Source organism: Stenotrophomonas sp. 63632_Sma (assembly GCF_056482875.1).
Window position 1 is genome coordinate 3481055 of sequence record NZ_CM151220.1, and the last position, 13374, is coordinate 3494428.

A 13374-nucleotide genomic window follows, 5' to 3' on the forward strand; every position below is an offset into this window, starting at 1 on the left:
TGAAGTGCGGCGTGAACCGCTAGAATAGCGGTCTCTTCCGGTACCCGCAGTACGGCAACCATGGCTGTCAGCACGTTCGACGTTTTCAAGATCGGCATTGGCCCGAGCTCCTCGCACACCGTCGGGCCGATGAAGGCCGCCGAGCGATTCATCCATCGCTGGCTGCTCGATCCGGGCCGCCTGCACGAGGTCGCGCGCATCCGTGCCGACGTCTACGGCTCGCTGGCGCTGACCGGCCGCGGCCACGGTACCGACAAGGCGATCCTGCTCGGCCTGGAAGGGCAGCGGCCGAACCTGATCGACCCGGACATCATCCCGGCCACCCTGGAGCGCATCCGCAGCAGCAAGCGCATCCAGCTGATGGGCCAGCACGAGATCGCCTTCGACGAGAAGCGCGACCTCGGCATGAACAAGCGCCAGAAGCTGCCGTACCACACCAACGGCATGCGCTTCACCGCGTACAACGCCGACGACGAAGTGATCGCCACCCGCGATTACTACTCGGTTGGTGGCGGCTTCGTGGTCAACCAGGACGACGCGGCCGATGACCGCATCGTGCCCGACGAGACCCCGCTGCCCTACCCGTTCAAGAGCGGCGACGAGCTGCTGGCGCAGACCGCACGCAGCGGCCTGAGCATTGCCCAGTTGATGTTCGAGAACGAGAAGTGCTGGCGCAGCGAAGACGAGATCCGCGCCAACCTGCGCGAGATCTGGAGCGCGATGCAGTCGTGCGTCGCGCGCGGCATCCGCGAGGAAGGCGTGCTGCCGGGTGGCCTGAAGGTCGGCCGTCGCGCACCGGCGCTGTACCGCGAGCTGTCGTCGAAGCCGGAAGCGGCGATGCGCGATCCGCTGACCACGCTGGACTGGGTCAACCTGTACGCACTGGCGGTCAACGAAGAAAACGCCGCCGGTGGTCGCGTGGTGACCGCGCCGACCAACGGTGCAGCCGGCGTGCTGCCGGCGGTGCTGCATTACTTCGACCGTTTCTGCCCCGGCGCCAACGAGCAGCGTGTGTTCGACTTCCTGCTGACCTCGGCGGCGATCGGCATCCTGTACAAGGAAAACGCTTCGATTTCCGGTGCCGAAGTGGGCTGCCAGGGCGAAGTGGGCGTGGCCTGCTCGATGGCGGCCGGCGGCCTGGTCGCGGCGCTGGGCGGCAACCCGAGCCAGATCGAGAATGCTGCGGAAATCGGCATGGAACACAACCTGGGCCTGACCTGCGACCCGATCGGCGGCCTGGTGCAGATCCCGTGCATCGAGCGCAATGCGATGGGTGCGGTGAAGGCGATCAATGCCTCGCGCATGGCGATGCGCGGCGACGGCAAGCACAAGGTGTCGCTGGACAAGGTGATCAAGACCATGCGCGATACCGGCCGCGACATGCAGGACAAATACAAGGAAACCAGCCGCGGTGGCCTGGCGGTGAACGTCATCGAGTGCTGATGGCCGCAGCCAGGCATGGCCTGGCTCTACCCTGCAGCCGGGCATGAGCCCGGCTCAACATCGGACGACACCGTCACCGCGTTCCGGTTAGGCTCGGGGCTCCCCTACCCCGGATTGGCCCCATGCGCGTGATCGCTGCTGCCCTGCTTGCCTGCCTGCCGCTGTCCGCGCTTGCCGCGCCGACCTATGGTCCGCGGCTGGAGGGTTTCGACTACGGCTATCCGGTGAAGATCTTCGCACTGGAGTCGCAGCGGCAGCCACTGGAAATGGCCTATCTGGATGTCCTGCCCAAACGCCGCGCCATCGGCGTGGTGGTGCTGCTGCACGGCAAGAATTTCTGCGCAGCCACCTGGCAGCAGACCATCGCGCCGCTGCTGAACGCCGGCTACCGGGTGATCGCCCCGGACCAGGTGGGCTTCTGCAAATCCAGCAAGCCCGAACGCTACCAGTATTCGTTCGCGCAGCTGGCCGCCAACACCCATGCCCTGCTGCAACAGCTGCAGCTGGGTGATGTACCGGTGCACCTGGTCGGTCATTCGATGGGCGGCATGCTGGCGGTGCGCTACGCGCTGATGTTCCCGCAGGACCTGCGCAGCCTGTCACTGGTCAATCCAATCGGGCTGGAAGACTGGAAGGCGCTGGGTGTTCCCTGGCGCAGCGTGGACACGTGGTACGCCGGCGAAATGAACATCAGCTATGACAGCATCCGCCGCTACCAGCTGGACGTGTACTACGACGGCAAATGGAAGCCGGCGTATGAACCGTGGGCGCGGATGCAGTCGGGCATGTATGAAGGCCCGGGCAAGCAGGTCGTTGCGTGGAGCCAGGCACTGGCATCGGACATGGTGTTCAACCAGCCGGTGGTCTACGAACTGAAGAATCTGCAGGTGCCGACCACGTTGTTCATCGGCCAGAAGGACCGCACCGCGATCGGCCGTGACCTGGCGCCGCCTGCGGTGAAGGCGACGCTGGGCAATTATCCGGTGCTGGGCAGAGCAGCGGCCGCGGCCATTCCGGGCGCGACGCTGGTCGAGTTCGCCGAACTGGGCCATTCGCCGCAGGTGCAGGACACGAAGCAGTTCAATGCGGCATTGTTGAAGGCGTTGAGGTCGCGTTGAGATTGCGGGCCCGCCGGGCATGGCCCGGCGAGCGCAGCAACACGGACATCAACCCACGATCCGCAGCACGTCATCCAGCAACGCGGCCGCAGTGACTTCCGCACCCGCGCCCGGCCCCTGGATCAGCAACGGCTGGCGGCGGTAGCGATCGCTGTGGATGGCCACGCGGTTGTCGGTGCCCGCGCCCTGCGCCAAGGGGTGATCGGCCGGCAACTCGCGCAGGCCTACCTGCGCACCCTCGCCATCAACGCGGCCGACGAAACGCAGCACACGACCATTGTCGCGCGCCTGCTGCCAACGCGCCTGCAGCGGCGCATCCAGTTGCTCCAGTGCGGCCACCGCATCCTCCAGCGGCAGCGCTGCCAGCGCTTCAGGCACCAGTGAATCCACCTGCACCTGCGAAGCATCCAGCGCCAGCCCGCTGCTGCGCGCCAGGATCAGCAGCTTGCGGCGCACGTCCTCGCCGGACAGATCCAGACGCGGGTCCGGTTCGGTATAACCGGCCGCCAGCGCCTCGCGCACCGCTGCCGAGAACGGCGATTGGCCGTCATAGCGATGGAACAGCCACGCCAGCGAGCCGGACAGCACGCCCTCGATGGCGTGGATGTGGTCGCCACCGGCTACCAGCGCGCGCAGGCTGCTCAGCAACGGCAGGCCGGCACCGACGGTGGCGCTGTCGCCATAGCGTGCGCCACTGTCTGCGCAGCTCTCGGCGATGGCCGTGGCACGTGCCAGCTGCGCACCGCGGCCCAGCTTGTTGGCGGTGACCACGTGCACCCCACGCGCCAGCCACTGCACGTGACGTGCGGCCACATCTTCGCTGGCAGTGGCATCGACCACCACGTCACCCCGTTCCAGCCCTTCGGCGCTCGCCCATGGCGGTGAGCTGAGACCGTCACGCGGTGCGCGTCGTGCCAGCTCCAGCGGCAACGCCAGATCACGGTCGATCGCCAGTGCGGTGCGCGAATTGGCCAGCCACTGCACGCTGGGCAGTTCCAACCCGCGTGCCTGCAACGCCTGGTAGCGCTGCACGAAGGCTGAGCCGACCGTGCCAGTGCCGAGCAGCGCCAGGCGCCCCGCGCCCAGCGCAGGAATGTCAGCGGCGAGCGCGCTCATGCATCCACCACCTGTTTGCGGCGCGCAGCCGCATCAATCACGGCTTCGGCGCGCTGCAGCGCTGCGCCGAGATCAGCCAGCAGGTCACGCTCGGCCTCGATGCCGACCGACAGGCGCAGCAGGCCTTCGCTGATGCCGGCGGCCGCGCGCGCTTCAGCGGTCATCGCCGCATGGGTCATGGTGGCCGGGTGCGCGATCAGGCTTTCGACGCCACCCAGCGATTCGGCCAGGGTGAAGCAGCGCAGGCCATCGACGAAGGCACGCACTGCGGCATGCGGATCATCGCCTTCGCAGTCGGCCAGTTCGAACGACAGCATCGCGCCGAAGCCGCTTTGCTGGCGCGCGGCGATGGCGTGGCCCGGGTGATCGGCCAGGCCCGGGTAGTACACCGCGCCGACCGCCGGATGCTGGTCCAGCAGGGCGATGATCGACGCGGTGTTTTCCTGGTGCACGCGCAGGCGCGCATCCAGCGTGCGCAGGCCGCGCAGGGTCAGGAACGCATCGAACGGCGAGCCGGTCAGGCCCAGCGCGTTGCCCCACCACACCAGCTGCTCGTGCAGCGCCGGATCGCGCGCGACCACCGCACCACCGACCACATCGCTGTGGCCATTGATGTACTTGGTGGTGGAATGCAGCACCAGGTCCGCACCGAACGACAGCGGCTGCTGCAGGGCCGGCGACAGGAAGGTGTTGTCGACTACCACCAGTGCACCGGCCTTGTGCGCGGCCTCGATGACGAAGCGCAGGTCGGTGATGCGCAGCAGCGGGTTGGACGGGGTTTCCACCAGCACCAGCTTCGGCTGCGTGGCCAGCGCCTGCGCCAGTGCGCGCGGATCGGTCAGGTCGGCGGTGACCAGTTCGAAGTGGCCCTTTTTCGCCAGCGCATTGAACAGGCGCCAGCTGCCGCCGTATGCATCGTGCGGCACCACCAGGGTGTCGCCCGGCTGCAGCAATGCGTTCAACACCAGGTTGATCGCACCCATGCCGGTGGCGGTGATGACGCCGCCGGCGCCGCCCTCCAGTTCCGCCAGCGCCTCGCCGAGCAGGTCACGGGTCGGGTTGCCACTGCGCGTGTAGTCGTACTGGCGCTTGTTGCCGAAGCCTTCAAAACTGAAGTTCGACGACAGCACGATCGGCGGCGTGACCGCACCATGCGCGGTGTCCCGATCGATGCCGGCACGGACGGCGGCAGTGGTGCGACTACAGGACGGCTCGTTTGCGTGCAGGCTCATGCGGACTCTCCAGAAGTGCGGAAGGCGGTGGCGAGGATCGCGTCGATGCGATCGGTTTCTTTGAGGAAGGCGTCGTGGCCGTAGGGCGAGCGCAGCACGCGCAGACTGCCGCGCGGGCCCAGCCCTTCGACCAGACCGACCAGGTCGGCCAGCGGCACCAGGCGGTCACCCTCCACCGCGACAACTACGGTGGGCGGCAGGATCGCGGTGGGGTCGACGCGGTGCAGGTCGATCGATTCGGACAGGCGCAGGTAAGCAGTCACCGGCGTGCGCGCGACGTACTGCGCACCGGCCGCATCGAGATAGTCTTCGGCGGCCACGCGCACGCGGCCATTGATCACTTCCGGCGCGGCATCGAAGCGCTCGCCGAACTCTTCCGGGGTGCGGTAGCTGAGCATGGCGAACTGCCGGGCCAACGCCAGACCGTGGTCTTCGCCGCACTGCAGCTGGCCCAACGCGACCGCGCGGCGCTGCAATGCGCGCCAGGCGGCGGCATACGGATGCGGGCGATGCGCGCCACTGGCCAGCACCAGCTGGCGCACGCGTGCACGGTGGCGGATCGCGAACTGCTGGCCGACCAGCGCCCCGTAGGAGTAGCCCACGAACGCCTTCAGCGTGCGGATGCCGAGATGGTCCAGCAGCAGCGCCAGTGCATCGGCCTGGTCGGCGGTATCGATCGGCACATCCAGTGCACCATCGGCGCCGATGAAGTCGAAGGCCAGTACACGCAGCTGCTGCGGATCCAGCGCGCGCCCGCTGCCGACCAGGTCTTCGGCCCAGCCCTTCTCGCTGAACTGTGCATTGGACGCCACGTGGCGATGGGCGGAAATGCCACCGGCCAGCACCACCACCGGCGCATTGGCCGGGCCGACCCACTCATAGCGCAGGCGCACCGGGCTGGGGCCGGCGTGACGCATCGACAGCACCGCGGCGAACTCACCGCGCTCGGCATGCACGCGGTCTTCGACCGGCACGCTGACGGGGACAAAGGGTTCGGGGCGAAGCGCGGTACTGGCGGCGAAGCTCATGGCGGGATCCGGTTGGGGAATCGGCCATCGAGCCTTCGCGGGGCCCGCGTTCGAGATGCACGTGGGGTGCATGGTTCGAACCATCTTTCGGTGGACGCCACGGTCCCCGCAGGATTTGGCACCTACGCAGACGCTTTCGCATCCGCGGGCTGCCCCGGCTTCAAAGGGCCTGTCCCTCTGCCGGTCTCGATGGTGGAGCCACGATGCCAGCCCTTTCCGGCACTGTCAATCCCTTCATGCGGATAAAGCGATGAATATTTTCAACGCGACTATGCGAAGGCGGTCGCGGTCGTCCTGTTCAGGATCGGCTACAGTCCCGGCGGTCCCTACCCTCTGGAACCACTGATGCTGCGCCTGCCCCTGACCTGCCTGCTGATGTCCCTGCTGGCGAGCACGACGGCCAGCGCCGGTGACTGGCGCCAGGGCTGGGGACTGGTTTCCCCCGCCACCCCAACCACCCACGCTGGCAGTGCCGAGGGCGCCGCCCCCATGGCCCGGCTGCGCCTGCAGCCGGTCGGCACGCAATGGCAGGCCCGGATCGACAATGGGCTGGCAGGACCGCTGCAGATCGAACTGCGCGCTGCACCCGGACGCCCGGTCGAAGGGCTGCCGCTGCAATCGCTGATCCAGGGCGACAGCAGCCTGGTGGTCGGCCACCTGCCCGCCCCGCTCGATGGCCGCACGCTGGATCTGCGCCTGCAGTCGGTGCCGGGCAACCCGGCCGCACAGGCCGAAGATGTCGCCTATCGCCTGCCTTTCGATGCGGCCCGTCCGCGCGTGGACCAGGCGCCGCAGGGCCGGTTCAGCCACGATGACGAGGAGAACCGCGACGCGGTGGACTTCGCACTGCCGGAGGGCACGCTGGTGCTGGCCGCGCGCGAGGGCACGGTGATGCAGATCCAGGATGGTTTTCGTGGCAACGGCCAGGACCGCGAACGTGATGGTGCCCGCGCCAACTTCATCCGTGTGCTGCACAGCGACGGCAGCATGGCGCTGTACGGCCACCTGCAGGCCGGCGGCATGCGCGTGCGTCGCGGCCAGGCGGTGGGGGCCGGGCAGCCGCTCGGCCTGTCCGGCAACAGCGGCTTCAGCAGCGCGCCGCACCTGCACTTCGTGGTGCAGGTCAACCGCGGCATGGGCCTGCGCTCGGTGCCGGCACGCATCTTCGCCGAACAGGGCCAACTGCAGTTCGCCCGCCAGGACGAGGTCGAGGGCGGCATCGGGCGCTGAACGGCCCCGGCCGGTATAATCGGGCGCTTATCTCTTTGAAAAGCGCCCCGGGCGGGCGCCACTGCCATGTCCGAAGTCGCCAACGAAGCGTCGCGTCGCCGCACCTTCGCCATCATCTCCCACCCTGACGCCGGCAAGACCACGCTGACCGAAAAGCTGCTGCTGTTCGGAGGCGCGATCCAGATGGCCGGTTCGGTCAAGGGCCGCAAGGCCGCCCGCCACGCCACCTCCGACTGGATGGCGCTGGAAAAGGAGCGCGGCATCTCCGTCACCTCCTCGGTGATGCAGTTCCCGTACGAAGGCAAGATCGTCAACCTGCTCGACACCCCCGGCCACGCCGACTTCGGCGAGGACACCTACCGCGTGCTGACCGCGGTGGACTCGGCGCTGATGGTGATCGACGTGGCCAAGGGCGTGGAAGAGCGCACCATCAAGCTGATGGAAGTCTGCCGCCTGCGCGACACCCCGATCATGACCTTCATCAACAAGCTCGACCGCGAGGGCAAGGACCCGATCGAGCTGCTGGATGAAGTGGAAACCGTGCTGGGCATCCAGTGCGCGCCGGTGACCTGGCCGATCGGCATGGGCCAGCGCCTGAAGGGCGTGGTCCACCTGCTGACCGGCGAAGTGCACCTGTACGAACCGGGCCGCAACTTCACCCGCCAGGACTCGACCATCTTCCCGTCCATCGATGCGCCCGGCCTGGCCGAGAAGATCGGTGCACAGATGCTGGCCGACCTGCGCGACGAACTGGAACTGGTGCAGGGCGCCAGCCATCCGTTCGACCTGGACGCCTACCGCGCCGGCAAGCAGACCCCGGTGTTCTTCGGCTCGGGCGTGAACAACTTCGGTGTGCAGCCGCTGCTGGACTTCTTCGTCGAACATGCCCCGTCGCCGCAGGCGCGTTCCACCACCGGCCGCGAGATCGCCCCGGAAGAGAACAAGCTGACCGGCTTCGTGTTCAAGATCCAGGCCAACATGGACCCGCAGCACCGTGACCGCGTGGCGTTCATGCGGGTCTGCTCGGGCCGCTTCAGCGCCGGCATGAAGACCTTCCACGTGCGCACCGGCAAGGAAATGAAGCTGGCCAACGCGCTGACCTTCATGGCCAGCGACCGCGAGATCGCCGCCGAGGCGTGGCCGGGCGATGTGATCGGCATCCACAACCACGGCACCATTTCCATCGGCGATACCTTCACCGAAGGCGAAGCAGTCACCTTCACCGGCATCCCCAACTTCGCCCCGGAACTGTTCCGCCGCGCCCGCCTGCGCGATCCGCTCAAGCTCAAGCAGCTGCAGAAGGGCCTGGCCCAGCTGTCCGAGGAAGGTGCGACCCAGTTCTTCCGCCCGCTGACCAGCAACGACCTGATCCTGGGTGCGGTCGGCGTGCTGCAGTTCGACGTGGCCGCCTACCGCCTGAAGGACGAGTACGGCGTGGAAGCCACCTTCGAGCCGGTCAGCGTGACCACTGCGCGTTGGGTCCACTGCAGCAACGAGAAGAAGCTGGAAGAGTTCCGCGAGAAGAATGCGCTGAACCTGGCGCTGGATGCAGCCGGCCACCTGGTCTACCTGGCACCGACCCGGGTCAACCTGCAGCTGGCGCAGGAACGCTCGCCGGACGTGCGCTTCTCGGCCACCCGCGAAGCGGCGCATACGGTTTCGGTGGGCTGATGCCAGCGGGCCGGATCCCTTTCCGCAAGGAAAGGGCTCTGCCCCCGGCCGTCGCGGGTGGTTCATCCACGCATGGCGTGGATCTACCGCTCACGGATTCATCGGCGCAACGCAGGGATTCACCCACCATACGGTGACGGGCGTGCACACGGCGGCCATCGCGGCGATGATAGGGGGACGCGGGTCCCCCTCCCCGTGAACGATGCCCATGCCCATGTCCACGACGTCCATTGCTTCGATCCGTGAAGAAATCGCCAGCGCCCTGACCCATGGCCTGGGCGCGGTGTTCGCCCTGGCAGCCAGCGCGGTGCTGATCACCCTGGCTGCGATCTACGGCGACGGCTGGCAGCTGGCCAGCGCGATCGTATTCGGTATCGCGCTGTTGCTGCTGTACACCGCCTCCACCCTGTATCACGCCATCCAGCATCCGGTCGCCAAGGGCCGCTTGAAGGTGTTCGACCACTGCGCGATCTACGTGCTGATCGCGGGCACCTATACCCCGTTCACCCTGATCGGCCTGCGTGGTCCGTGGGGCTGGGGCCTGTTCACCGCGATCTGGGCGCTGGCGCTGGGCGGCGTGGTGTTCAAGCTGTTCTACACCGGCCGCTTCAAGGTGCTCTCAACAGTGATCTACATCGCCATGGGCTGGCTGGTGGTCGTGGCGATCAAGCCGATGTGGGCTTCGATCGACGGCGGCACCCTCACCTGGCTGTTCGCCGGCGGCCTGTCGTACACGCTGGGGACCTACTTCTACCACCGTGAATCGATCCCGTATTCGCATGCGATCTGGCACCTGTTCGTGATCGGTGGCAGCGTCTGCCACTTCGTCGCAGTCACCATGCAGGTGCTGTAAACCAGCGTTCGAACGCGGCGTGTGCACACCACGCACATGGACGCTTCGCGCCCTGTCCACGAAGAGGGGGCAACCATGGCGGCGTGAATGCTGCCGCCTCCCCTGCCGCAAAGCGCACGACCCGCTGGCGCCTCCGCCGCCCCGGCCCACGAGGCCGGCGCTGGCTCACGATCCTGATCTTCCTGCTGGCGGCACTCCTGCTGCTGATCGCGTTATGGGACTGGAACTGGTTCAAGGGGCCGGTTGAGCGTGCGGTGCAGGCACGTACCGGCCGTGCGCTGCACATCGGGAACCTTGATGTCGACCTCGGCCGCACCAGTACGATCCGCGCCGATGCGATCACCTTCGCCAATGCCAGCTGGGCGAAACAACCCGATATGGCCACCGCAGACCGCGTCGAGATCGACGTGCGGGTGTGGCCCCTGCTGCGCGGCAGCGTGCAGCTGCCCGAAGTACGCCTGACCCGGCCGGACGTGCTGCTGGAAACAGCGCCGCGCAAGGGCGACCCGGGCAATTGGGATTTCCTCGGTGGCAGCGCCGGTGGGACCAGCCCGCAGCTCAAACGGCTGCGCATCGATGACGGTCGCCTGCAGTTCCTCGACGCGCTCGGCCGTACCGATATCCGCGTGGACGTGCGCAGCGGCCAGCCGAAACAGGCCGATGCGGCGCCACCGCTGCTGGTACAGGGCAAGGGACACTGGCAGGGCAATCCGTTCACCCTGCGTGGCGGCACGGAATCACCGCTGGAGCTGACCGACAGCGACCATCCGTTCCGCATCCATCTCGATGGCCGAGCAGGCGCCACCCACGCGGTAGCCAGTGGCACGCTGACCAATCCCTTCCAGCTGCGCGTGTTCGATCTGCAGTTTGCGCTCAGTGGCCAGGACCTCGCCGACCTCTATCCGCTGCTCGGCATTGCCATTCCGCCGTCGCCGCCCTATGCGTTGAATGGCCGGCTCAAGCGCGACCACAACGTCTGGCACTACGACGCCTTCACCGGCAAGGTCGGCGACAGCGACCTCGTTGGCAATCTGCAGTTCGAAGTGGGCGGTGCGCGGCCGCGGCTGACCGCCACGCTGGAATCCAAGCGCCTGGACTTCGATGACCTTGCCGGCTTCGTCGGTGCCCCACCGAAAACCGGCGGCGGCGAAACCGCCAACGCCGAACAGAAGGCCGAGGCCGCACGGGTTGCCGCCCGCGCACGCGTGCTGCCCGACACGCCCTACAACCTCGGCAAGCTGCGCGCGATGGATGCCGACGTGCGCTGGAAGGCCCACCGCATCAACGCGCCATCGCTTCCGTTGGATGACATGGATGCACACCTGTTGCTGGATGACGGCGTACTGCGGCTGGACCCGCTGAACTTCGGCGTGGCCGGAGGCGATATCCGCAGCACGATCCGCATGGACGCGCGCCGTCCGCAGATCAGCACCGCCCTGAAGGCCAGCGTGCGCGGCGTGCAGCTCAGCCAGCTGTTTCCGGACGCGAAACTGGCCGAGCAGGCCAAGGGCGGCATCGGCGGCGAGGTGGACCTGAGCGGCCGCGGCAACTCGATCGCCGCAATGCTCGGCAGCAGCAGTGGCAAGGTCGGCCTGGCGATGGGCCGCGGCCATGTCGGCAACCTGGTGATGGAACTGGCAGGGCTGGACATCACCGAATCGCTGAAATTCCTGGTGACCGGCGACAAACAGATTCCCCTGCGCTGCGCCTTCGCCGACTTCGGCGTGCGCGACGGCCTGATGACCAGCCAGGCGCTGGCGGTGGACACCACCGATACGATCCTCATCGGCGAAGGCACGGTCAGCCTGCGCGACGAGACCCTGGACCTGCTGCTGAAACCGCGCCCGAAGGACAAGAGCATTCTGGTGCTGCGCTCTCCACTGCACATCAGTGGCACGTTCAAGGACCCGTCATTCCGACCGGACTTCAAGGCGTTGGGCATCCGGGGAGCCGTGGCCCTGGCACTGGGCAGCATCGCCCCACCGGCGGCGTTGCTGGCGACCATCGAACTGGGGCCGGGGAAGGATGCCGACTGCGGTGGGCAATATGCGAAGTAGGTTTACAGCGTTGTTCGCGGCGCCTCTTTTCCCGCGCGTAGAGCCGGAGCAAGGCGACAGGCAGGACACGCCGTAAATACGTCCCCGTAGGCTCGGTCGGCGCATCCATGCGCCTCACGGTCCTGCCTGCCGCCTTGCTTCGGCTCCGGACAGGTTCCTGCGCGCGGAACGAGAGCGGAAATTCAAAGTCAGAAGAAAAAAGCAAATTCAAAAGCTGTTGCCAACCAAGGTTGGCAGCTACCAAAAGCAGATCGTCTGCGGCGAATCTCACCGCGCTCGCGGCAATGTATCCAGAGGCAGAGGGCATGGGCGTGCAGGACCGTTGGCGCCATGGATGGCGCCATCGAGCCTTATCTGATCGGAATCTGGCAGCGTAGGCGTCGAGAGCCGGCGTGGGCCGCCGTGCGAGCCTAGATCTCGACGATCCGTAACCAGGATCGCGACGATCGCCATGTAGCTTGGCGCCCACGCCGGAATCTCCCTTGATCCGCCCGAACAGTTGCTGGAGCGACCACTCGAAGCGATAAGACTGGGCAAGCGGGGGAGCTCTCGACCCTTCCAGACTATACGGAGTCAGGTGATGAACGGGATCGGGATTGATGTCAGCAAGCGTCAGCTGGATATCGGTACGACGGACGGAGAAACCCTGCAGGTCAGCAACAACCGCTCCGGGTTTTCTGAGCTGGATGTTTGGCTGAAGAAGCGTCCGACCCGCCAGATCGTGCTTGAAGCCACGGGTGGCTATGAGCAGCCGGTGCTGGATTTCCTGCACAAGGCCGGTCATCCGGTGGCCCGTGCCAATGCCTTGCGCGCCCGGAAACTGGCTCAGGGGTTGGGTCAGATTGCCAAAACCGACCGTTTGGATGCCTACGCGTTGGCGCAGATGGCCGCCCTGGTGAAGCTGCCTCCCTATCAGCCGCTGCAGTCTTGGCAGCAGAAGATGCGGGAGTTCGTTCGGGCACGTCGGCAGGCGATGGACGCCCTGACCATCGCGCGGCAGCAGCAGGAAATGGTGCTTGATCGTGAACTGCGCCGACTACTGCAGGGCAACATCACCCGCCTACAAACGTTGGTTGAGCGTCTGGGCAAGCAGATCGTCGAGCAGGTTGGTCAGCAGCCTCAACTGAAGATGCTGAAGTCGATGAAGGGCGTAGGGCCTGTGCTGCAGGCAGTTCTAGCCAGCTATCTGCCAGAGCTTGGCAGGATCACTGGCAAGCGCATCGCCAGCCTGGTCGGGGTAGCCCCGATGTCCCACGACAGCGGCACGATGAGAGGAAAACGAAGCATCCACGGTGGAAGAGCCGAAATCCGGCAAGTGCTCTACATGGCGGCAATGTCGGCCATGCGGCATGAACCTCGGCTGCGCGATTTTTACCAGTCGCTACGAGCCCGCGGCAAGGAAGGCAAGGTGGCCATCGTGGCAGTGATGCGGAAGATGCTGGTCATCCTCAACGCCCGTGTGCGCGACGCTGAAAGCGGGCTAGTCCCCGCCTGAGGCGAGCCAGGGCGAAAGACCAAAGGCTGCCGGCCAGCGGCCGGCACTACCGTGCCCGTTTACCTGGAGGGCCTGAGACTCTCCAGCAACACAGTTGCTACAGGGACGTACTTGCGGCGTGTCCTGCACGC

General features: G+C 66.7%; 10 protein-coding genes and 1 riboswitch. Of the genes, 7 read left to right on the forward strand and 3 right to left on the reverse strand.

Features of this window, described 5'->3' with window-relative positions; all coding sequences use genetic code 11:
* Positions 1–60: 60 nt before the first annotated feature.
* Together ACZK45_RS16190 and ACZK45_RS16195 are read left to right on the forward strand one after the other, a co-directional pair.
* A complete protein-coding gene (locus tag ACZK45_RS16190) occupies positions 61–1443 on the forward strand; it encodes an L-serine ammonia-lyase (protein ID WP_049456519.1) in 1383 nt (460 codons plus the stop codon).
* A gap of 122 nt (positions 1444–1565) precedes the next feature.
* Positions 1566–2561: an alpha/beta fold hydrolase gene (locus ACZK45_RS16195; RefSeq protein ID WP_478444917.1), complete on the forward strand. Its 996-nt coding sequence runs from the start codon at positions 1566–1568 to the stop codon at positions 2559–2561.
* 48 nt (positions 2562–2609) lie between these two features.
* Here ACZK45_RS16195 and ACZK45_RS16200 read toward each other — a convergent pair whose 3' ends face one another.
* The 3 genes from ACZK45_RS16200 to metX are packed head-to-tail and all read right to left on the reverse strand — an operon-like array spanning position 2610 to position 5937.
* On the reverse strand, positions 2610–3677 hold the full coding sequence (locus ACZK45_RS16200; protein WP_478444918.1) for a homoserine dehydrogenase family protein: 1068 nt from the start codon (positions 3675–3677) through the stop codon (positions 2610–2612).
* A complete protein-coding gene (locus tag ACZK45_RS16205; protein WP_478444919.1) occupies positions 3674–4909 on the reverse strand; it encodes an O-succinylhomoserine (thiol)-lyase in 1236 nt (411 codons plus the stop codon). The genes ACZK45_RS16200 and ACZK45_RS16205 overlap by 4 nt, the downstream gene beginning before the upstream one ends.
* Positions 4906–5937, reverse strand: a complete 1032-nt coding sequence (metX, locus tag ACZK45_RS16210) for a homoserine O-succinyltransferase MetX (protein ID WP_049401407.1) — start codon at positions 5935–5937, stop codon at positions 4906–4908. The genes ACZK45_RS16205 and metX overlap by 4 nt, the downstream gene beginning before the upstream one ends.
* A 77-nt stretch (positions 5938–6014) precedes the next feature.
* A riboswitch (SAM riboswitch) is annotated at positions 6015–6133 on the reverse strand.
* A gap of 149 nt (positions 6134–6282) precedes the next feature.
* On the opposite strand from metX, the gene ACZK45_RS16215 reads away from it, so the two are divergent.
* The 5 genes from ACZK45_RS16215 (at position 6283) to ACZK45_RS16235 (ending at position 13243) form a co-directional block, all read left to right on the forward strand.
* Positions 6283–7167, forward strand: coding sequence for a M23 family metallopeptidase (locus ACZK45_RS16215; RefSeq protein ID WP_121504649.1), 885 nt, complete (start codon positions 6283–6285; stop codon positions 7165–7167).
* 66 nt (positions 7168–7233) lie between these two features.
* Positions 7234–8838 (forward strand): peptide chain release factor 3, encoded by a 1605-nt coding sequence (locus tag ACZK45_RS16220; RefSeq protein ID WP_014038155.1) that lies wholly within the window; start codon positions 7234–7236, stop codon positions 8836–8838.
* Between the two features lie 214 nt (positions 8839–9052).
* On the forward strand, positions 9053–9691 hold the full coding sequence (gene trhA, locus ACZK45_RS16225; RefSeq protein ID WP_005410682.1) for a PAQR family membrane homeostasis protein TrhA: 639 nt from the start codon (positions 9053–9055) through the stop codon (positions 9689–9691).
* An 83-nt stretch (positions 9692–9774) separates the two neighbouring features.
* Positions 9775–11748 (forward strand): AsmA family protein, encoded by a 1974-nt coding sequence (locus tag ACZK45_RS16230; RefSeq protein WP_346487179.1) that lies wholly within the window; start codon positions 9775–9777, stop codon positions 11746–11748.
* Positions 11749–12328: 580 nt separating this feature from the next.
* A complete protein-coding gene (locus ACZK45_RS16235; protein ID WP_107314970.1) occupies positions 12329–13243 on the forward strand; it encodes an IS110 family RNA-guided transposase in 915 nt (304 codons plus the stop codon).
* Positions 13244–13374 lie beyond the last annotated feature (131 nt).

What these genes read in the sequence shown, in the direction of transcription:
- ACZK45_RS16190 (WP_049456519.1), top strand. Translation starts at nt 61, where the DNA reads ATGGCTGTCAGCACGTTCGACGTTTTCAAGATCGGCATTGGCCCGAGC.
- ACZK45_RS16195 (WP_478444917.1), top strand. Translation starts at nt 1,566, where the DNA reads ATGCGCGTGATCGCTGCTGCCCTGCTTGCCTGCCTGCCGCTGTCCGCG.
- ACZK45_RS16200 (WP_478444918.1), bottom strand. Translation starts at nt 3,677, where the DNA reads ATGAGCGCGCTCGCCGCTGACATTCCTGCGCTGGGCGCGGGGCGCCTG.
- ACZK45_RS16205 (WP_478444919.1), bottom strand. Translation starts at nt 4,909, where the DNA reads ATGAGCCTGCACGCAAACGAGCCGTCCTGTAGTCGCACCACTGCCGCC.
- metX (WP_049401407.1), bottom strand. Translation starts at nt 5,937, where the DNA reads ATGAGCTTCGCCGCCAGTACCGCGCTTCGCCCCGAACCCTTTGTCCCC.
- ACZK45_RS16215 (WP_121504649.1), top strand. Translation starts at nt 6,283, where the DNA reads ATGCTGCGCCTGCCCCTGACCTGCCTGCTGATGTCCCTGCTGGCGAGC.
- ACZK45_RS16220 (WP_014038155.1), top strand. Translation starts at nt 7,234, where the DNA reads ATGTCCGAAGTCGCCAACGAAGCGTCGCGTCGCCGCACCTTCGCCATC.
- trhA (WP_005410682.1), top strand. Translation starts at nt 9,053, where the DNA reads ATGTCCACGACGTCCATTGCTTCGATCCGTGAAGAAATCGCCAGCGCC.
- ACZK45_RS16235 (WP_107314970.1), top strand. Translation starts at nt 12,329, where the DNA reads ATGAACGGGATCGGGATTGATGTCAGCAAGCGTCAGCTGGATATCGGT.